At 66.7% G+C, this 16913-nt stretch carries 28 protein-coding genes; all 28 read left to right on the forward strand.

Going from position 1 to position 16913, the window contains the following annotated elements; translation table 11 throughout:
• Positions 1-31 precede the first annotated feature (31 nt).
• Entirely contained in the window at positions 32-868 is an 837-nt protein-coding gene (rplB, locus tag EES41_RS21740; protein WP_008739715.1) for a 50S ribosomal protein L2, read from the forward strand.
• A 12-nt stretch (positions 869-880) separates the two neighbouring features.
• Entirely contained in the window at positions 881-1162 is a 282-nt protein-coding gene (rpsS, locus tag EES41_RS21745) for a 30S ribosomal protein S19 (protein WP_008739713.1), read from the forward strand.
• A gap of 43 nt (positions 1163-1205) precedes the next feature.
• Positions 1206-1553: a 50S ribosomal protein L22 gene (gene rplV / locus EES41_RS21750; RefSeq protein WP_037792011.1), complete on the forward strand. Its 348-nt coding sequence runs from the start codon at positions 1206-1208 to the stop codon at positions 1551-1553.
• The gene (rpsC, locus tag EES41_RS21755; RefSeq protein WP_008739710.1) at positions 1553-2395 is read left to right on the forward strand and encodes a 30S ribosomal protein S3; all 843 of its coding nucleotides are present in this window, start codon (positions 1553-1555) and stop codon (positions 2393-2395) included. The genes rplV and rpsC overlap by 1 nt, the downstream gene beginning before the upstream one ends.
• Before the next feature lie 5 nt (positions 2396-2400).
• Complete coding sequence (gene rplP / locus EES41_RS21760) at positions 2401-2820, forward strand: 50S ribosomal protein L16 (protein WP_008739704.1); 420 nt, start codon at positions 2401-2403, stop codon at positions 2818-2820.
• Entirely contained in the window at positions 2820-3044 is a 225-nt protein-coding gene (gene rpmC / locus EES41_RS21765; protein WP_008739703.1) for a 50S ribosomal protein L29, read from the forward strand. Before rplP ends, rpmC begins: the two co-directional genes overlap by 1 nt.
• A complete protein-coding gene (gene rpsQ / locus EES41_RS21770) occupies positions 3044-3328 on the forward strand; it encodes a 30S ribosomal protein S17 (protein WP_008739702.1) in 285 nt (94 codons plus the stop codon). The genes rpmC and rpsQ overlap by 1 nt, the downstream gene beginning before the upstream one ends.
• Positions 3329-3454: 126 nt before the next feature.
• On the forward strand, positions 3455-3823 hold the full coding sequence (gene rplN, locus EES41_RS21775; protein WP_008739701.1) for a 50S ribosomal protein L14: 369 nt from the start codon (positions 3455-3457) through the stop codon (positions 3821-3823).
• Between the two features lie 2 nt (positions 3824-3825).
• Entirely contained in the window at positions 3826-4149 is a 324-nt protein-coding gene (gene rplX / locus EES41_RS21780) for a 50S ribosomal protein L24 (protein ID WP_008739700.1), read from the forward strand.
• Entirely contained in the window at positions 4149-4700 is a 552-nt protein-coding gene (gene rplE, locus EES41_RS21785) for a 50S ribosomal protein L5 (RefSeq protein WP_037792008.1), read from the forward strand. The genes rplX and rplE overlap by 1 nt, the downstream gene beginning before the upstream one ends.
• A 5-nt stretch (positions 4701-4705) precedes the next feature.
• A complete protein-coding gene (locus EES41_RS21790) occupies positions 4706-4891 on the forward strand; it encodes a type Z 30S ribosomal protein S14 (RefSeq protein ID WP_003956452.1) in 186 nt (61 codons plus the stop codon).
• A gap of 223 nt (positions 4892-5114) precedes the next feature.
• A complete protein-coding gene (rpsH, locus tag EES41_RS21800) occupies positions 5115-5513 on the forward strand; it encodes a 30S ribosomal protein S8 (protein ID WP_008739698.1) in 399 nt (132 codons plus the stop codon).
• Between the two features lie 20 nt (positions 5514-5533).
• Positions 5534-6073 carry a 50S ribosomal protein L6 gene (gene rplF, locus EES41_RS21805; protein WP_008739697.1) on the forward strand — a complete coding sequence of 180 codons (540 nt, stop codon included), beginning with the start codon at positions 5534-5536 and terminating at the stop codon, positions 6071-6073.
• A gap of 2 nt (positions 6074-6075) precedes the next feature.
• Positions 6076-6459, forward strand: a complete 384-nt coding sequence (rplR, locus tag EES41_RS21810) for a 50S ribosomal protein L18 (protein WP_008739696.1) — start codon at positions 6076-6078, stop codon at positions 6457-6459.
• A gap of 45 nt (positions 6460-6504) precedes the next feature.
• Positions 6505-7107 (forward strand): 30S ribosomal protein S5, encoded by a 603-nt coding sequence (gene rpsE / locus EES41_RS21815; RefSeq protein ID WP_008739695.1) that lies wholly within the window; start codon positions 6505-6507, stop codon positions 7105-7107.
• Positions 7107-7289, forward strand: a complete 183-nt coding sequence (gene rpmD / locus EES41_RS21820; RefSeq protein ID WP_005313525.1) for a 50S ribosomal protein L30 — start codon at positions 7107-7109, stop codon at positions 7287-7289. The genes rpsE and rpmD overlap by 1 nt, the downstream gene beginning before the upstream one ends.
• A 2-nt stretch (positions 7290-7291) precedes the next feature.
• On the forward strand, positions 7292-7747 hold the full coding sequence (gene rplO, locus EES41_RS21825; RefSeq protein ID WP_008739693.1) for a 50S ribosomal protein L15: 456 nt from the start codon (positions 7292-7294) through the stop codon (positions 7745-7747).
• A gap of 186 nt (positions 7748-7933) precedes the next feature.
• Positions 7934-9247, forward strand: a complete 1314-nt coding sequence (secY, locus tag EES41_RS21830) for a preprotein translocase subunit SecY (protein WP_008739692.1) — start codon at positions 7934-7936, stop codon at positions 9245-9247.
• Entirely contained in the window at positions 9247-9894 is a 648-nt protein-coding gene (locus EES41_RS21835) for an adenylate kinase (RefSeq protein WP_008739691.1), read from the forward strand. The genes secY and EES41_RS21835 overlap by 1 nt, the downstream gene beginning before the upstream one ends.
• A gap of 92 nt (positions 9895-9986) precedes the next feature.
• A complete protein-coding gene (gene map / locus EES41_RS21840) occupies positions 9987-10823 on the forward strand; it encodes a type I methionyl aminopeptidase (RefSeq protein ID WP_123079962.1) in 837 nt (278 codons plus the stop codon).
• A 152-nt stretch (positions 10824-10975) separates the two neighbouring features.
• Positions 10976-11197: a translation initiation factor IF-1 gene (gene infA, locus EES41_RS21845; RefSeq protein ID WP_003956442.1), complete on the forward strand. Its 222-nt coding sequence runs from the start codon at positions 10976-10978 to the stop codon at positions 11195-11197.
• A 74-nt stretch (positions 11198-11271) separates the two neighbouring features.
• Positions 11272-11385 carry a 50S ribosomal protein L36 gene (gene rpmJ, locus EES41_RS21850; protein ID WP_003956441.1) on the forward strand — a complete coding sequence of 38 codons (114 nt, stop codon included), beginning with the start codon at positions 11272-11274 and terminating at the stop codon, positions 11383-11385.
• A 200-nt stretch (positions 11386-11585) separates the two neighbouring features.
• Positions 11586-11966, forward strand: coding sequence for a 30S ribosomal protein S13 (gene rpsM / locus EES41_RS21855; RefSeq protein ID WP_008739674.1), 381 nt, complete (start codon positions 11586-11588; stop codon positions 11964-11966).
• Positions 11967-12020: 54 nt separating this feature from the next.
• On the forward strand, positions 12021-12425 hold the full coding sequence (rpsK, locus tag EES41_RS21860; RefSeq protein WP_003956432.1) for a 30S ribosomal protein S11: 405 nt from the start codon (positions 12021-12023) through the stop codon (positions 12423-12425).
• Between the two features lie 139 nt (positions 12426-12564).
• Entirely contained in the window at positions 12565-13587 is a 1023-nt protein-coding gene (locus tag EES41_RS21865) for a DNA-directed RNA polymerase subunit alpha (RefSeq protein WP_008739666.1), read from the forward strand.
• A 92-nt stretch (positions 13588-13679) separates the two neighbouring features.
• The gene (gene rplQ / locus EES41_RS21870) at positions 13680-14150 is read left to right on the forward strand and encodes a 50S ribosomal protein L17 (RefSeq protein ID WP_123079963.1); all 471 of its coding nucleotides are present in this window, start codon (positions 13680-13682) and stop codon (positions 14148-14150) included.
• Between the two features lie 109 nt (positions 14151-14259).
• The gene (gene truA / locus EES41_RS21875; protein WP_123079964.1) at positions 14260-15111 is read left to right on the forward strand and encodes a tRNA pseudouridine(38-40) synthase TruA; all 852 of its coding nucleotides are present in this window, start codon (positions 14260-14262) and stop codon (positions 15109-15111) included.
• 62 nt (positions 15112-15173) lie between these two features.
• The gene (locus tag EES41_RS21880; protein ID WP_123079965.1) at positions 15174-16802 is read left to right on the forward strand and encodes an ABC-F family ATP-binding cassette domain-containing protein; all 1629 of its coding nucleotides are present in this window, start codon (positions 15174-15176) and stop codon (positions 16800-16802) included.
• The last annotated feature ends 111 nt before the right edge of the window (positions 16803-16913 follow it).

Genomic DNA, 16913 nt, shown 5'->3' on the forward strand with positions numbered 1-16913 from the left:
TAGTCGTCCGGAATCGGACGAGGACTGAGAAATGGGTATCCGCAAGTACAAGCCGACGACCCCGGGCCGTCGTGGCTCCAGCGTCGCCGACTTTGTCGAGATCACGCGGTCCACGCCGGAGAAGTCGCTGGTTCGCCCGCTGCACAGCAAGGGCGGCCGTAACAACACCGGTCGGATCACTGTTCGCCACCAGGGTGGCGGTCACAAGCGCGCCTACCGCGTGATCGACTTCCGTCGTCACGACAAGGACGGCGTGCCGGCCAAGGTCGCGCACATCGAGTACGACCCCAACCGCACCGCGCGCATCGCGCTCCTGCACTACGCGGACGGCGAGAAGCGCTACATCATCGCGCCGAAGGCTCTGAAGCAGGGCGACCGGATTGAGAACGGCCCGACGGCCGACATCAAGCCCGGTAACAACCTGGCGCTCCGCAACATCCCGGTCGGTACCACGATCCACGCGATCGAGCTCCGTCCCGGTGGCGGCGCGAAGTTCGCCCGCTCGGCTGGTGCCTCGGTGCAGCTGCTCGCGAAGGAGGGCACCATGGCCCACCTCCGCATGCCGTCCGGCGAGATCCGTCTCGTCGACGCCCGCTGCCGCGCCACGGTCGGCGAGGTCGGCAACGCCGAGCAGTCGAACATCAACTGGGGCAAGGCCGGCCGTATGCGCTGGAAGGGCGTTCGCCCCTCCGTCCGCGGTGTCGCGATGAACCCGGTTGACCACCCGCACGGTGGTGGTGAGGGCAAGACCAGTGGTGGTCGCCACCCGGTCTCCCCGTGGGGTCAGAAGGAGGGTCGTACTCGCTCGCCGAAGAAGGCTTCGAGCAAGTACATCGTCCGCCGCCGCAAGACGAACAAGAAGCGCTAGGAGCGGGTTTAGATGCCGCGCAGTCTCAAGAAGGGGCCCTTCGTCGACGACCACCTCGTAAAGAAGGTGGACGTCCAGAACGAAGCCGGCACCAAGAACGTCATCAAGACCTGGTCCCGTCGCTCGATGATCATCCCCAGCATGCTGGGTCACACCATCGCGGTGCACAACGGCAAGACCCACGTCCCGGTGTTCGTCACCGAGTCGATGGTCGGCCACAAGCTCGGCGAGTTCTCGCCGACTCGCACCTTCCGCGGCCACGTCAAGGACGACCGGAAGTCGAAGCGCCGCTAAAGGCGGGGTGGTTACGACTATGACTTACACCGAAGGGACAACCATGGAAGCCAGGGCCCAGGCGCGGTACATCCGCGTCACGCCCATGAAGGCCCGCCGAGTGGTGGACCTTATCCGTGGCATGGATGCCACGGAGGCTCAGGCGGTCCTGCGTTTCGCCCCGCAGGCCGCGAGCGTGCCGGTTGGCAAGGTGCTGGACAGCGCCATTGCCAACGCCGCACACAACTACAACCACCCGGACGCCTCCACGCTGGTCATCAGCGAGGCGTTCGTGGACGAGGGCCCGACCCTGAAGCGGTTCCGTCCGCGTGCGCAGGGCCGTGCCTACCGGATCCGCAAGCGGACCAGCCACATCACCGTGGTCGTCAGCAGCAAGGAAGGTTCCCGGTAATGGGCCAGAAGGTAAACCCGCACGGGTTCCGGCTCGGCATCACCACCGACTTCAAGTCGCGTTGGTACGCCGACAAGCTGTACAAGGACTACGTCAAGGAAGACGTCGCCATCCGTCGGATGATGACGTCCGGCATGGAGCGCGCCGGCATCTCGAAGGTTGAGATCGAGCGCACCCGTGACCGCGTGCGTGTGGACATCCACACCGCTCGTCCGGGCATCGTCATCGGCCGCCGTGGCGCCGAGGCCGACCGCATCCGCGGTGACCTCGAGAAGCTCACGGGCAAGCAGGTCCAGCTGAACATCCTCGAGGTCAAGAACCCCGAGCTTGACGCTCAGCTGGTTGCCCAGGCCGTTGCCGAGCAGCTTTCCTCCCGCGTCTCCTTCCGTCGCGCCATGCGTAAGAGCATGCAGGGCACGATGAAGGCCGGCGCCAAGGGCATCAAGATCCAGTGTGGCGGTCGTCTCGGCGGCGCCGAGATGTCCCGCTCCGAGTTCTACCGCGAGGGTCGTGTGCCGCTGCACACGCTGCGCGCGAACGTGGACTACGGCTTCTTCGAGGCCAAGACCACCTTCGGCCGTATCGGTGTGAAGGTCTGGATCTACAAGGGCGACGTCAAGAACATCGCCGAGGTTCGCGCCGAGAACGCTGCGGCCCGTGCGGGTAACCGCCCGGCCCGTGGCGCGCAGGGCGCTGGCGACCGTCCCGCCGGCCGTGGTGGCCGTGGTGGCGAGCGCGGCGGCCGTGGTGGCCGCAAGCCGCAGCAGGCTGCTGGTGCCGAGGCCCCCAAGGCCGACGCTCCCGCCGCCGCTCCGGCCGAGAGCACCGGAACGGAGGCCTGACCGACATGCTGATCCCTCGTAGGGTCAAGCACCGCAAGCAGCACCACCCGAAGCGCAGTGGCATGGCCAAGGGCGGTACTGAGGTCACGTTCGGCGAGTACGGCATCCAGGCGCTGACCCCGGCGTACGTGACGAACCGCCAGATCGAGGCGGCTCGTATTGCGATGACCCGCCACATCAAGCGTGGCGGCAAGGTCTGGATCAACATCTACCCGGACCGCCCGCTGACGAAGAAGCCTGCCGAGACCCGCATGGGTTCCGGTAAGGGTTCTCCTGAGTGGTGGATCGCCAACGTGCACCCGGGCCGGGTCATGTTCGAGCTGTCCTACCCGAACGAGAAGATTGCTCGTGAGGCGCTCACCCGCGCTGCTCACAAGCTTCCGATGAAGTGCCGGATTGTTCGGCGCGAGGCAGGTGAGTCGTGATGGCGACGGGAACCAAGGCGTCCGAGCTGCGTGAGCTCGGCAACGAGGAGCTCGTTGGCAAGCTGCGCGAGGCCAAGGAAGAGCTGTTCAAGCTGCGCTTCCAGGCGGCCACGGGCCAGCTGGAGAACAACGGCCGGCTCAAGTCCGTCCGTAAGGACATCGCTCGCATCTACACCCTGATGCACGAGCGTGAGCTCGGTATCGAGACGGTGGAGAGCGCCTGATGAGCGAGAAGAACGTGACTGAGACCACTGAGCAGCGCGGTTTCCGCAAGACCCGTGAGGGTCTGGTCGTCAGCGACAAGATGGACAAGACCGTCGTCGTCGCCGTCGAGGACCGCGTGAAGCACGCCCTGTACGGCAAGGTCATCCGCCGTACGAACAAGCTCAAGGCTCACGACGAGCAGAACGCTGCCGGCGTCGGCGACCGCGTCCTCATCATGGAGACGCGTCCGCTGTCGGCGAGCAAGCGCTGGCGCATCGTCGAGATCCTCGAGAAGGCCAAGTAATTATCTGAGGCCCTGGACAACAAGTTCAGGGGCCCCTCAGGTTCGTTCCGCCAGGCTCGGTGGGGGCGGTAGCTCCTCGGAGTGAAACCCCCGCCGGGAACCGGCAGACAAACAGGAGATACACACGTGATCCAGCAGGAGTCGCGACTGCGTATCGCCGACAACACTGGTGCGAAGGAAATCCTTTGCATCCGTGTTCTCGGTGGTTCGGGTCGCCGCTACGCGGGCATCGGTGACGTCATCGTCGCCACCGTCAAGGACGCGATCCCCGGTGGCAACGTGAAGAAGGGTGACGTCGTCAAGGCGGTCATCGTTCGCACCGTTAAGGAACGCCGCCGCCAGGACGGCTCGTACATCCGCTTCGACGAGAACGCCGCTGTCATTCTCAAGAACGACGGCGACCCTCGTGGCACCCGTATCTTCGGCCCCGTGGGCCGTGAGCTGCGCGAGAAGAAGTTCATGAAGATCATCTCGCTCGCGCCGGAGGTGCTGTAAGCATGAAGATCAAGAAGGGCGACCTGGTTCAGGTCATCACCGGTAAGGACAAGGGCAAGCAGGGCAAGGTCATCATGGCCATCCCTACTGAGAACCGCGTCCTCGTCGAGGGTGTCAACCGGGTCAAGAAGCACACCAAGGCCGGGCAGACCGCTGGTGGTTCGCAGGCCGGCGGCATCGTGATCGTCGAGGCCCCGATCCACGTCAGCAACGTTCAGCTGGTTGTGGAGAAGGACGGCCAGAAGGTCGTTACCCGCGTCGGTTTCCGCTTCGACGACGAGGGCAACAAGATCCGCGTTGCCAAGCGGACGGGTGAGGACATCTGATGGCTACCACTCCGCGTCTCAAGACGAAGTACCGCGAGGACATCACCGGCAAGCTGCGTGAGGAGTTCTCGTACGAGAACGTCATGCAGATCCCCGGCCTCGTGAAGATCGTCGTCAACATGGGTGTGGGCGACGCCGCCCGCGACTCCAAGCTGATCGACGGCGCCATCAAGGACCTGACGACGATCACCGGTCAGAAGCCGGCCGTCACGAAGGCCCGCAAGTCCATCGCGCAGTTCAAGCTGCGCGAGGGTCAGCCGATCGGCTGCCACGTCACCCTCCGTGGTGACCGCATGTGGGAGTTCCTGGACCGTACGCTGTCGCTCGCGCTGCCGCGTATCCGTGACTTCCGCGGTCTGTCGCCGAAGCAGTTCGACGGCCGTGGCAACTACACCTTCGGTCTCACGGAGCAGGTCATGTTCCACGAGATCGACCAGGACAAGATCGACCGTACCCGGGGTATGGACATCACCGTGGTCACCACGGCGACCAACGACGCTGAGGGCCGCGCGCTCCTTCGTCACCTCGGCTTCCCCTTCAAGGAGGCGTAAGCGAGATGGCGAAGAAGGCTCTCATCGCGAAGGCTGCCCGCAAGCCCAAGTTCGGTGTGCGTGCGTACACCCGCTGCCAGCGCTGCGGTCGTCCCCACTCCGTGTACCGCAAGTTCGGCCTGTGCCGCGTCTGCCTTCGTGAGATGGCTCACCGTGGCGAGCTGCCGGGCGTGACCAAGAGCTCCTGGTAATTCCCTCTCGTCCGCAAGGACTTGGGAACTTCCAGGCACTCTCGGTAAGCATCTGGTCGGTGGGTGCCCTGCTCCGCATGCCGTAGGCTTGTGGGGTTGGGCGTCCGCCGTCCATAACGACTTACTACGCCGTAGGTCCCCGCACCGCACCCGTCCCGCCACAGAGTGGGGAGAGGGATGGCGCATACAGGAAACCCCGGCGAGAGAGGCCGAAGGCCACTTCATGACCATGACTGACCCGATCGCAGACATGCTGACCCGTCTGCGTAACGCTAACTCGGCGTACCACGACTCCGTCGTGATGCCGCACAGCAAGATCAAGTCGCACATCGCGGAGATCCTCAAGCAAGAGGGTTTCATCACCGGCTGGAAGGTCGAGGACGCCGAGGTCGGCAAGAACCTCGTCCTCGAGCTGAAGTTCGGGCCGAACCGTGAGCGCTCCATCGCGGGCATCAAGCGGATCTCGAAGCCCGGTCTGCGCGTGTACGCAAAGTCCACCAACCTGCCGAAGGTCCTCGGCGGCCTGGGCGTGGCGATCATCTCCACGTCCCACGGTCTCCTGACCGGCCAGCAGGCAGGCAAGAAGGGCGTAGGTGGGGAAGTCCTCGCCTACGTCTGGTAGTCGGGAACGGAGGAAAAGCAATGTCGCGAATCGGCAAGCTCCCCATCCAGGTTCCCGCCGGTGTGGACGTCACCATCGACGGCCAGACGGTCGCTGTGAAGGGCCCCAAGGGTTCCCTGTCGCACACCGTCAAGGCGCCGATCGAGATCGTCAAGGGTGAGGACGGCGTTCTGAACGTCACCCGCCCGAACGACGAGCGTCAGAACAAGGCCCTGCACGGCCTGTCCCGCACGCTGGTGGCGAACATGATCACCGGTGTGACCACGGGGTACGTCAAGGCTCTCGAGATCAGCGGTGTCGGTTACCGCGTCGCCGCGAAGGGCTCCGACCTGGAGTTCCAGCTTGGTTACAGCCACCCGATCCTGATCGAGGCGCCCGAGGGCATCTCCTTCAAGGTCGAGTCGCCCACCAAGTTCTCGGTCGAGGGCATCGACAAGCAGAAGGTCGGCGAGGTCGCCGCCAACATCCGCAAGCTGCGGAAGCCCGACCCGTACAAGGCCAAGGGTGTCAAGTACGCCGGCGAAGTCATCCGCCGCAAGGTCGGAAAGGCTGGTAAGTAGCCATGGCATACGGTGTGAAGATCGCCAAGGGCGACGCGTACAAGCGCGCTGCCAAGGCTCGCCGCCACATCCGCATTCGCAAGAACGTGTCGGGTACGGCGGAGCGTCCGCGCCTCGTCGTGACGCGTTCCAACCGCAACATCGTTGCTCAGGTCATCGACGACCTCCAGGGTCACACCCTGGCGTCCGCGTCGACCCTGGACACCTCGATCCGCGGTGGCGAAGGCGACAAGAGCGCCCAGGCCCAGGCCGTCGGCGCGCTCGTGGCCGAGCGTGCGAAGGCTGCCGGCGTCGAGACCGTTGTCTTTGACCGCGGTGGCAACCGATACGCCGGGCGCATTGCCGCTCTGGCTGACGCCGCCCGCGAAGCCGGGCTGAAGTTCTAAGCCCCGGTTCCGGGACTCACGGACGTAACAGAGAGAGGTAATCCAATGGCTGGACCCCAGCGCCGCGGAAGCGGTGCCGGTGGCGGCGAGCGGCGGGACCGGAAGGGTCGCGACGGTGGCCCTGCCGCCGAGAAGACCGCTTACGTTGAGCGCGTTGTCGCGATCAACCGCGTTGCCAAGGTTGTCAAGGGTGGTCGCCGCTTCAGCTTCACCGCGCTGGTCGTGGTGGGCGACGGTGACGGCACTGTAGGTGTCGGTTACGGCAAGGCCAAGGAAGTTCCCGCGGCCATCGCCAAGGGTGTCGAGGAAGCCAAGAAGTCCTTCTTCAAGGTTCCGCGCATCCAGGGCACCATCCCTCACCCGATCACGGGCGAGCGTGCCGCGGGCGTCGTGCTGCTGAAGCCGGCCGCCCCCGGTACCGGTGTTATCGCCGGTGGCCCGGTGCGCGCCGTTCTGGAGTGCGCCGGCGTTCACGACATCCTGTCGAAGTCGCTCGGCTCTTCCAACGCGATCAACATCGTGCACGCGACCGTGGCGGCCCTCAAGGGCCTGCAGCGTCCCGAGGAGATCGCGGCTCGCCGTGGTCTGCCCCTCGAGGACGTCGCCCCCGCGGCTCTCCTTCGTGCACGTGCCGGGGCGGGTGCGTAATGGCTCGCCTCAAGATCACGCAGACGAAGTCGTACATCGGCAGCAAGCAGAACCACCGCGACACGCTGCGTTCGCTCGGGCTCAAGCGCCTGAACGACGTCGTCGTCAAGGAGGACCGCCCCGAGTTCCGCGGAATGGTTCACACCGTCCGCCACCTCGTGACGGTTGAGGAGGTTGACTAATCATGGCTGAGAACAGCCCGCTGAAGGCCCACAACCTCCGTCCCGCCCCCGGCGCCAAGACCGCGAAGACCCGTGTCGGTCGTGGTGAGGCGTCGAAGGGTAAGACGGCCGGTCGTGGTACGAAGGGCCAGAAGGCCCGTTACCAGATCCCGCAGCGCTTCGAGGGTGGGCAGATGCCCCTCCACATGCGTCTGCCGAAGCTCAAGGGCTTCAAGAACCCCTTCCGCACCGAGTTCCAGGTTGTCAACCTGGACAAGCTCGGCGCTCTCTACCCCGAGGGTGGAGAGGTCACGGTGGCCGACCTGGTCGCCAAGGGCGCGGTGCGCAAGAACAGCCTCGTCAAGGTCCTGGGCCAGGGCGAGCTCTCCGTGGCGCTGCAGGTTTCGGTTGACGCCGTCTCCGCTTCCGCCAAGGAGAAGATTGCCGCTGCCGGCGGCACCGTCACTGAGCTCGTCTAAGACGAAACTCGGTGATTAATAGCTGAAACCCGACCGGGGATGCCTCACATATGGGGCATCCCCGGTTGGTCGTTCCACGGGGGGCACTGTCGCCGGTAAGGTGGCCTGCACCTTTGCTTGTACGTATTCGTCGATCCCTCAGACCGTCACCTCTGACGCAGTAGCGCGGGGGTCGCAGGAGGCACCGTGCTCACCGCGTTCGCCCAGGCGTTCAAGACGCCTGACCTGCGCAAGAAGCTGCTCTTCACGCTCGGCATCATCGTGCTGTTCAGGCTCGGGTCCCACATCCCGGTACCCGGCGTGAGCTACAAGAACGTTCAGATCTGTGTCGACCAGCCGGGGAACAGCAATGGACTGTTCGGTCTGGTCAACCTGTTCAGCGGCGGTGCGCTGCTGCAGATCACGATCTTCGCGCTCGGCATCATGCCGTACATCACGGCGAGCATCATCCTGCAGCTGCTGACCGTGGTCATCCCGAAGCTGGAGAACCTCAAAAAAGAGGGTCAGTCCGGCACGGCGAAGATCACTCAGTACACGCGCTATCTGACGGTCGCGCTCGCGATCCTGCAGGGCACCGGCCTCGTGGCCACCGCCCGCAGCGGCGCCCTGTTCCAGGGCTGCCAGGTCGCCAGCCAGATCGTCCCGGACCGGTCGATCTTCACCACTGTCGTCATGGTCATCACGATGACCGCCGGCACCTGCGTCGTCATGTGGCTCGGTGAGCTCGTGACCGACCGCGGCATCGGCAACGGCATGTCGATCCTCATGTTCATCTCCATCGCCGCCGGCTTCGTCAGCGCGCTGTGGGGGATCAAGGTCCAGGGCAAGATCGCGGGCGGCTGGGTCGAGTTCGGCGTGGTCATCCTCGTCGGTCTCGCGATGGTCGCCCTCGTGGTCTTCGTCGAGCAGGCGCAGCGCCGGATCCCGGTCCAGTACGCGAAGCGCATGATCGGCCGCAGGGCCTACGGCGGTACCTCGACCTACATCCCGCTCAAGGTCAACCAGGCGGGTGTCATCCCGGTCATCTTCGCCTCGTCGCTGCTGTACATCCCGGCGCTGATCGTTCAGTTCAGCGGTTCGACCGCCGGCTGGGCGACGTGGATCAGCAAGCACTTCGTCAAGGGCGACCACCCTTACTACATCGCCGCCTACTTCCTCCTGATCGTTTTCTTCGCGTTCTTCTACGTGGCGATCTCGTTCAACCCCGAGGAAGTTGCAGACAACATGAAGAAGTATGGTGGGTTCATCCCGGGCATCCGCGCCGGCCGACCCACCGCCGAGTACCTCAGCTACGTACTCAACCGGATCACCTGGCCGGGGTCGCTGTACCTGGGTCTCATCGCTCTTGTGCCGACGATGGCGTTGGCGGGCTTCGGCGCGAACCAGAACTTCCCGTTCGGCGGGACGAGCATCCTGATCATCGTGGGTGTCGGTCTGGAGACCGTGAAGCAGATCGAGAGCCAGCTCCAGCAGCGCAATTACGAAGGGTTCCTCCGCTGATGCGAATCGTCCTCGTCGGACCTCCCGGTGCGGGCAAGGGAACGCAGGCCGCGTTCCTTGCCAAGAACCTGTCGATCCCGCACATCTCCACGGGCGACCTCTTCCGCGCCAACATCAGCAAGGGCACGGAGCTCGGCCGCAAGGCGAAGGCGATCATGGAGGCGGGCCAGCTGGTCCCCGACGAGATCACCATCGCCATGGCCCAGGACCGCATGGAGCAGGCCGACGCCGCGGGCGGCTTCCTGCTCGACGGCTTCCCCCGCAACGTCTCGCAGGCCGAGGCCCTCGACGCCTACCTCAAGGCCGGGGACCTGAAGCTGGACGCGGTCCTCGACCTGGAGGTCGAGGAGGACGAGGTCGTCAAGCGGATCGCCGGCCGCCGGGTCTGCCGCAACGACTCCTCGCACGTCTTCCACGTCACGTACGCGGCGCCGAAGACCGAGGGTGTCTGCGACACCTGTGGTGGCGAGCTCTACCAGCGCGGTGACGACTCGGAGGAGACGGTCCGCAACCGGCTGGATGTCTACCACACGCAGACCGAGCCGATCATCGACTACTACAAGGCCCAGGGCCTGCTGGTGACCATCCCGGCCCTCGGTGAGGTCGCGGACGTCACGCAGCGCGCGATGGACGCCCTCAAGAAGTAGTCCCCTTGTTGTGCAGGTACGGCCGCGGTGTCCCCAGGGCATCGCGGCCGTACTGTTGAAAAGACCCGATTCAAAGGTGGAAGGCACTCTCCATGGTCCAGATCAAGACCCCCGAGCAGATCGCGAAGATGCGCGAGGCGGGGCTGGTCGTCGCCGCGATCCACGCGGCGACTCGTGAGGCGGCCGTTCCGGGCGCCACGACGCGGGATCTGGACATGGTGGCCCGCAAGGTCATCGCCGACGCCGGCGCGAAGTCGAACTTCCTCGGGTACGGCGGTTTCCCCGCGACCATCTGCACCTCGGTGAACGAGGTCGTCGTCCACGGCATCCCGGACGACAAGACGGTCCTCAAGGACGGCGACGTCATCTCGATCGACGCCGGCGCGATCGTGGACGGCTGGCACGGCGACGCGGCGTACACGGCCTTCGTGGGCACGGGGCACGCGCCTGAGCTCATCGAGCTGTCCCGGGTGACCGAGGAGTCCATGTGGGCCGGCATCGCCGCCATGAAGCTCGGCAACCGCCTCGTGGACATCTCCAAGGCCATCGAGGGCTACATCCGCCGGCAGCCGCGTCCCGCGACCGGCAAGTACGGGATCATCGAGGACTACGGCGGCCACGGCATCGGTTCCGAGATGCACATGGACCCCCACCTGCTGAACTACGTCTCGCGCAAGCGGGGCAAGGGCATCAAGCTGGTCCCGGGCGTCTGCCTGGCGATCGAGCCCATGGTCTCCCTGGGCACCGCCCAGACGGAGGTCCTGGCGGACGACTGGACGGTCATCACGACCGACGGCACCTGGTCCTCGCACTGGGAGCACTCCATCGCGCTGACCGAGGAGGGCCCGATCGTGCTGACCAGCCCGGACTGCGGCAAGGCCCGCCTGGCGGCCTACGGCGTCACGACGGCGCCCGATCCGCTGGGCTGAGCCGCAGGTTAATGATCTAGTCTGTGGGGCAAACTTTCCGGATTCGTCTTTCTGGGTGCCCTGACGTAGACTGACTCGTCGGCTCCTTTGCACCCGCATGTCCACATGCGAAGCGGGGAGCTGATCAAGGTAGCCGATTCGAAAGGCGAAGCGTGGCCAAGAAGCAAGGTGCCATCGAAATCGAGGGCACCGTGATCGAGTCCCTCCCGAACGCGATGTTCAAGGTGGAACTCCAGAACGGTCACAAGGTCCTCGCGCACATCAGCGGCAAGATGCGGATGCACTACATCCGAATCCTGCCCGATGACCGGGTCGTGGTGGAGCTTTCCCCGTACGACCTGACGCGTGGCCGGATCGTCTACCGATACAAGTAGATCTTGTCTTCGCTCCCGTCTGGGCGTTTCGTCCCGGCGCGGGTGGTGGCACTGACCCGGAGAACCTCACCAACATGAAGGTCAAGCCGAGCGTCAAGAAGATCTGCGACAAGTGCAAGGTGATCCGCCGTCACGGCCGGGTCATGGTCATCTGCGACAACCTGCGCCACAAGCAGCGCCAGGGCTGACGCACGCCGACCGACCTGCCTTCCGCAGTTCTTCGCGCGACGTAAGAAAAACGTACATACGCAGAACCCGCCCAGCCCCTCACGGGGCCGGCGGCACCTCCGGCGGGGGCCGGGGACCCGGACGTACCACCACCCATCAGGAGTGGTCGGCGGTCGGGGGCGGTTCTGCTGAAGACCCCCGAACACACAGGAGCCATTGAATGGCACGCGTTTCCGGTGTTGACATCCCGCGCGAAAAGCGCGTGGAGATCGCACTCACCTACGTCTTCGGTGTCGGTCGCACCCGGTCCAAGGAAATCCTTGCGGCCACCGGTGTGAACCCCGACACCCGCGTTCGTGACCTGGCCGAAGAGGACCTGGTCAAGATCCGCGAGTACGTGGACGCCAACCTCCGCACCGAGGGTGACCTCCGCCGCGAGATCCAGGCCGACATCCGCCGCAAGGTCGAGATCCAGTGCTACCAGGGTATCCGCCACCGTCGCGGCCTCCCGGTGCACGGTCAGCGCACCAGCACGAACGCTCGTACCCGCAAGGGTCCGCGTCGCGCGATCGCCGGTAAGAAGAAGCCGGGCAAGAAGTAGTCCTGTTCAGCGGTCTTGCGCTGTAGGACCGACCACCTCCCGTAGGAGATTTAGATGCCCCCCAAGGGTCGTCAGGGCGCTGCCAAGAAGGTGCGCCGCAAGGAAAAGAAGAACGTCGCTCACGGGCACGCCCACATCAAGAGCACGTTCAACAACACCATCGTTTCGATCACCGACCCCTCGGGCAACGTGATCTCCTGGGCCTCCGCCGGCCACGTCGGCTTCAAGGGCTCGCGCAAGTCCACCCCCTTCGCCGCGCAGATGGCCGCCGAGTCGGCCGCCCGCCGCGCGCAGGAGCACGGCATGCGCAAGGTTGACGTCTTCGTCAAGGGTCCGGGCTCCGGCCGCGAGACCGCGATCCGCTCCCTCCAGGCCACTGGCCTGGAGGTCGGCTCGATCCAGGACGTCACCCCCACCCCGCACAACGGCTGCCGCCCGCCGAAGCGCCGCCGCGTCTGACGCAGCGACGCCTGTGCGTCTTTGAGTGTCCGGGCGGTGCGGACCCCTTCGGGGGGACGTACCGCCCGTACCCTTGCTGTACCTGGCTTTACCCGTCGGGCGTCAAATAGTGGGCGTCCACGACTGAAGGAACACAGACATGCTTATCGCTCAGCGTCCTTCGCTGACCGAAGAGGTCGTCGACGAATACCGCTCGCGGTTCGTGATCGAGCCGCTGGAGCCGGGCTTCGGCTACACCCTCGGCAACTCGCTGCGTCGTACCCTCCTGTCCTCCATCCCGGGTGCCGCTGTCACCAGCATCCGCGTGGACGGCGTCCTGCACGAGTTCACCACCGTGCCGGGCGTCAAGGAAGACGTCACCGACATCATCCTCAACATCAAGCAGCTGGTCGTCTCCTCGGAGCACGACGAGCCGGTCGTGATGTACCTGCGCAAGCAGGGTCCCGGCCTGGTCACCGCTGCTGACATCGCGCCCCCGGCCGGTGTCGAGGTGCACAACCCGGACCTGGTCCTCGCCACGCTCAACGGCAAGGGCAAGCTGGAGATGGAGCTGACCGTCGAGCGCGGTCGCGGCTACGTCTCCGCCGTCCAGAACAAGCAGCTGGGCCAGGAGATCGGTCGCATCCCGATCGACTCCATCTACAGCCCGGTCCTCAAGGTCACCTACAAGGTCGAGGCGACCCGAGTCGAGCAGCGCACCGACTTCGACAAGCTGATCGTCGACGTCGAGACCAAGCAGGCCATGCGCCCGCGCGACGCCATGGCGTCCGCCGGCAAGACCCTGGTCGAGCTGTTCGGCCTGGCGCGCGAGCTCAACATCGACGCCGAGGGCATCGACATGGGCCCCTCGCCGACGGACGCGGCCCTGGCCGCCGACCTGGCGCTGCCGATCGAGGAGCTTGAGCTCACGGTCCGCTCGTACAACTGCCTCAAGCGCGAGGGCATCCACTCCGTGGGTGAGCTCGTCGCCCGCTCCGAGGCCGACCTGCTCGACATCCGCAACTTCGGTGCGAAGTCGATCGACGAGGTCAAGGCGAAGCTCGCCGGCATGGGCCTGGCCCTCAAGGACAGCCCGCCCGGGTTCGACCCGACCGCCGCCGCCGACGCCTTCGGCGCCGACGACGACGCGGACGCCGGTTTCGTCGAGACCGAGCAGTACTAAGCACCACCTGTAGAGCTTTCCCGCGGCGTCCGCCCCGGGGGAACTGACACCGGTACCTGACACGGCCGGTGCAGATATGAAGGAGTATCACCATGCCGCGTCCCGCAAAGGGTGCCCGTCTGGGCGGCAGCGCCGCGCACGAGAAGCACCTCCTCGCGAACCTCGCGAAGTCGCTCTTCGAGCACGGCCGCATCACGACGACCGAGGCCAAGGCCCGCCGCCTGCGTCCGGTCGCCGAGCGTCTGATCACCAAGGCGAAGAAGGGCGACATCCACAACCGTCGCCTCGTTCTGCAGACGATCACGGACAAGAGCATCGTGCACACGCTGTTCACCGAGATCGCCCCGCGCTACGAGAACCGCCCCGGTGGTTACACGCGCATCACCAAGATCGGCAACCGTCGTGGCGACAACGCCCCGATGGCCGTGATCGAGCTGGTCGAGGCCCTTACGGTCGCCCAGCAGGCCACCGGTGAGGCCGAGGCCGCCACCAAGCGCGCGGTCAAGGAGGCGGAGGCCACCGAGGCTCCCGCCGCCGAGTCCGCCGACGAGTCGGCCAAGTAGTTCGGTCAAGGAGGCCTGATCCCCTCCGGGATCACGCCGAACGGCTCTGAACGGGCCCGCCCCCCTTCCGGGGGCGGGCCCGTTCTGCATGTCTGAGAGGATCTGTCGCGTGAGTGACGAGGTGGAGCCCGGGCACGTCCGGGTGCGGCTGGACCTGTCGTACGACGGGAAGGACTTCTCCGGCTGGGCGAAGCAGCGCGTGCTGCGGACCGTCCAGGGCGAGCTGGAGTCCGCCCTGACGACCGTGATGCGGCTGCCGGACCCGGTCGAGCTGACCGTGGCCGGTCGGACCGACGCCGGGGTGCACGCCCGCGGGCAGGTCGCGCAGTTCGACGTGGCCGAGGAGGTGTGGGCCGAGCACCACGACAAGCTGCTGCGCCGGCTCGCCGGGCGGCTGCCGCACGACGTCCGGGTGTGGAAGGTCGCCGAGGCCCCCCGGGGCTTCAACGCCCGGTTCTCCGCCATCTGGCGCCGCTACGCCTACCGCGTCGGCGACCACCAGGGCGGCGTGGACCCGCTGCGCCGCGGGCACGTGCTGTGGCACCAGTGGCCGCTCGACGTCGACGCCATGAACCGGGCCGCCGCCGCGCTGCTCGGGGAGCACGACTTCGCCGCGTACTGCAAGAAGCGCGAGGGCGCCACGACGATCCGTACGCTCCAGCAGCTCAGCTGGGAGCGGGCCGAGGACGGGATCGTCACCGCGACCGTGCGGGCCGACGCCTTCTGCCACAACATGGTCCGCTCGCTGGTCGGCGCGCTGCTGCACGTCGGCGACGGGCACCGGCCCGTCGAATGGCCCGGCCAGGTGCTGGCCGCGGGCGTACGGGACTCCTCGGTGCACGTCGTGAAGCCGCACGGGCTCACCCTGGAGGAGGTCGGCTACCCGGCGGACGAGCTGCTCGCCGCGCGCAGCAAGGAGGCGCGCAACCTGCGCACCCTTCCGGCCGCCGGCTGCTGCTGACGGGCTCCGCGCGGGGCCGCCGGGGGCAATCCGTTTGGGCGGGCCCGGTGCGGGGCTGTTGAATGCCCCGCATGGGACATCTCGAAGCCAGCCACCTGGAGTACTACCTTCCCGACGGGCGGGTCCTGCTCCCCGACGTCTCCTTCCGGGTGGGGGAGGGGTCGGTCGTCGCCCTCGTCGGGGCGAACGGGGCCGGCAAGACCACCCTGCTGAAGATGATCTCCGGGGAGCTCCAGCCGCACGGCGGCGGGATCACCGTCTCCGGCGGCCTCGGCGTGATGTCGCAGTTCGTGGGGTCGGTGCGGGACGAGACGACCGTGCGGGACCTGCTGGTGTCGGTGGCGCAGCCGCGGATCCGGGAGGCCGCGAAGGCCGTGGACCGGGCCGAGCAGCTGATCCTGACGGTGGACGACGAGGCCGCGCAGATGGCGTACGCGCAGGCGCTCAGCGACTGGGCCGACGTACAGGGCTACGAGGCGGAGACCCTGTGGGACGTCTGCACGATGGCCGCGCTGGCGATCCCGTACGACACCGCGCAGTTCCGCGAGGTGCGCACGCTCTCGGGCGGTGAGCAGAAGCGGCTCGTGCTGGAGGCGCTGCTGCGCGGGCCGGACGAGGTGCTGCTGCTCGACGAGCCGGACAACTACCTGGACGTTCCGGGCAAGCGGTGGCTGGAGGAGCAGCTGAAGGCCACCCGCAAGACGGTGCTGTTCGTCTCGCACGACCGGGAGCTGCTGACCCAGGCCGCCGAGAAGATCATCAGCCTGGAGGCGAGCCCGACGGGCTCGGACGTCTGGGTGCACGGCGCGGGCTTCGACACGTACCACGACGCCCGCAAGGAGCGCTTCGCGCGCTTCGAGGAGCTCAAGCGGCGCTGGGACGAGGAGCACGCCCGCCTGCGGGCGCTGGTGCTGCGGCTGCGCAACCAGGCGGCGAGCAGCCCGGACATGGCCTCGCGGTACCGGGCGATGCAGACCCGCTTCCAGAAGTTCGAGGAGGCCGGTCCGCCGCCGGAGCCGCCGCGCGAGCAGGACATCCGGATGCGGCTCAAGGGCGGGCGTACGGGCGTGCGCGCGCTCACCGTGGAGAACCTGGAGCTGACGGGGCTGATGAAGCCCTTCTCGCTGGAGGTCTTCTACGGCGAGCGGGTCGCGGTGCTCGGCTCGAACGGCTCCGGGAAGTCGCACTTCCTGCGGCTGCTGGCGGGCGAGGAGGTCAAGCACACGGGCACGTGGAAGTTGGGCGCCCGTGTGCTGCCGGGGCACTTCGCGCAGACCCACGCGCACCCGGAGCTGTTCGGCCGGACGCTGGTCGACATCCTGTGGACGGAGGCCGCGAAGCCCCTGGGCGCCGCGATGGGCGTCCTGCGGCGCTACGAGCTGGAGCGCCAGGGGGAGCAGCCGTTCGAGAAGCTCTCCGGCGGGCAGCAGGCGCGCTTCCAGATCCTGCTGCTGGAGCTGGCGGGGACGACGGCGCTGCTGCTGGACGAGCCGACGGACAACCTGGACCTGGAGTCGGCGGAGGCCCTGCAGGACGGACTGGAGTCGTACGACGGCACTGTGCTGTGCGTCACGCACGACCGGTGGTTCGCCCGCACATTTGACCGCTATCTGGTCTTCGGTTCGGACGGGGTGGTGCGGGAGACTCGGGAACCCGTCTGGGACGAGCGGCGCGTGGAGCGCGAGCGCTGAGGCCCTCCGGCGGGGGATCGGGCGCGTTCGACGGACGGAGTCCGGCGCGGCCGTCCGAAGCCCGCGAGGCCCCTGGGGCCGAGCGGTGCGAGGGCGGCGGGGCGAACGGGG

The sequence above is a fragment of the Streptomyces sp. ADI95-16 genome (assembly GCF_003721495.1).
Classification (GTDB): Bacteria; Actinomycetota; Actinomycetes; order Streptomycetales; family Streptomycetaceae; genus Streptomyces; species Streptomyces goshikiensis.

What these genes read in the sequence shown, in the direction of transcription:
- EES41_RS21790 (WP_003956452.1), top strand. Translation starts at nt 4,706, where the DNA reads ATGGCGAAGAAGGCTCTCATCGCGAAGGCTGCCCGCAAGCCCAAGTTC.
- EES41_RS21835 (WP_008739691.1), top strand. Translation starts at nt 9,247, where the DNA reads ATGCGAATCGTCCTCGTCGGACCTCCCGGTGCGGGCAAGGGAACGCAG.
- rpsK (WP_003956432.1), top strand. Translation starts at nt 12,021, where the DNA reads ATGCCCCCCAAGGGTCGTCAGGGCGCTGCCAAGAAGGTGCGCCGCAAG.
- rpmC (WP_008739703.1), top strand. Translation starts at nt 2,820, where the DNA reads ATGGCGACGGGAACCAAGGCGTCCGAGCTGCGTGAGCTCGGCAACGAG.
- rplB (WP_008739715.1), top strand. Translation starts at nt 32, where the DNA reads ATGGGTATCCGCAAGTACAAGCCGACGACCCCGGGCCGTCGTGGCTCC.
- EES41_RS21880 (WP_123079965.1), top strand. Translation starts at nt 15,174, where the DNA reads ATGCCCCGCATGGGACATCTCGAAGCCAGCCACCTGGAGTACTACCTT.
- rplQ (WP_123079963.1), top strand. Translation starts at nt 13,680, where the DNA reads ATGCCGCGTCCCGCAAAGGGTGCCCGTCTGGGCGGCAGCGCCGCGCAC.
- rplX (WP_008739700.1), top strand. Translation starts at nt 3,826, where the DNA reads ATGAAGATCAAGAAGGGCGACCTGGTTCAGGTCATCACCGGTAAGGAC.
- rpmD (WP_005313525.1), top strand. Translation starts at nt 7,107, where the DNA reads ATGGCTCGCCTCAAGATCACGCAGACGAAGTCGTACATCGGCAGCAAG.
- rpsC (WP_008739710.1), top strand. Translation starts at nt 1,553, where the DNA reads ATGGGCCAGAAGGTAAACCCGCACGGGTTCCGGCTCGGCATCACCACC.
- map (WP_123079962.1), top strand. Translation starts at nt 9,987, where the DNA reads ATGGTCCAGATCAAGACCCCCGAGCAGATCGCGAAGATGCGCGAGGCG.
- rpsH (WP_008739698.1), top strand. Translation starts at nt 5,115, where the DNA reads ATGACCATGACTGACCCGATCGCAGACATGCTGACCCGTCTGCGTAAC.
- rplF (WP_008739697.1), top strand. Translation starts at nt 5,534, where the DNA reads ATGTCGCGAATCGGCAAGCTCCCCATCCAGGTTCCCGCCGGTGTGGAC.
- rplR (WP_008739696.1), top strand. Translation starts at nt 6,076, where the DNA reads ATGGCATACGGTGTGAAGATCGCCAAGGGCGACGCGTACAAGCGCGCT.
- rpsS (WP_008739713.1), top strand. Translation starts at nt 881, where the DNA reads ATGCCGCGCAGTCTCAAGAAGGGGCCCTTCGTCGACGACCACCTCGTA.
- rplE (WP_037792008.1), top strand. Translation starts at nt 4,149, where the DNA reads ATGGCTACCACTCCGCGTCTCAAGACGAAGTACCGCGAGGACATCACC.
- rpsQ (WP_008739702.1), top strand. Translation starts at nt 3,044, where the DNA reads ATGAGCGAGAAGAACGTGACTGAGACCACTGAGCAGCGCGGTTTCCGC.
- rpsE (WP_008739695.1), top strand. Translation starts at nt 6,505, where the DNA reads ATGGCTGGACCCCAGCGCCGCGGAAGCGGTGCCGGTGGCGGCGAGCGG.
- rplV (WP_037792011.1), top strand. Translation starts at nt 1,206, where the DNA reads ATGGAAGCCAGGGCCCAGGCGCGGTACATCCGCGTCACGCCCATGAAG.
- EES41_RS21865 (WP_008739666.1), top strand. Translation starts at nt 12,565, where the DNA reads ATGCTTATCGCTCAGCGTCCTTCGCTGACCGAAGAGGTCGTCGACGAA.
- rpmJ (WP_003956441.1), top strand. Translation starts at nt 11,272, where the DNA reads ATGAAGGTCAAGCCGAGCGTCAAGAAGATCTGCGACAAGTGCAAGGTG.
- rpsM (WP_008739674.1), top strand. Translation starts at nt 11,586, where the DNA reads ATGGCACGCGTTTCCGGTGTTGACATCCCGCGCGAAAAGCGCGTGGAG.
- rplO (WP_008739693.1), top strand. Translation starts at nt 7,292, where the DNA reads ATGGCTGAGAACAGCCCGCTGAAGGCCCACAACCTCCGTCCCGCCCCC.
- rplP (WP_008739704.1), top strand. Translation starts at nt 2,401, where the DNA reads ATGCTGATCCCTCGTAGGGTCAAGCACCGCAAGCAGCACCACCCGAAG.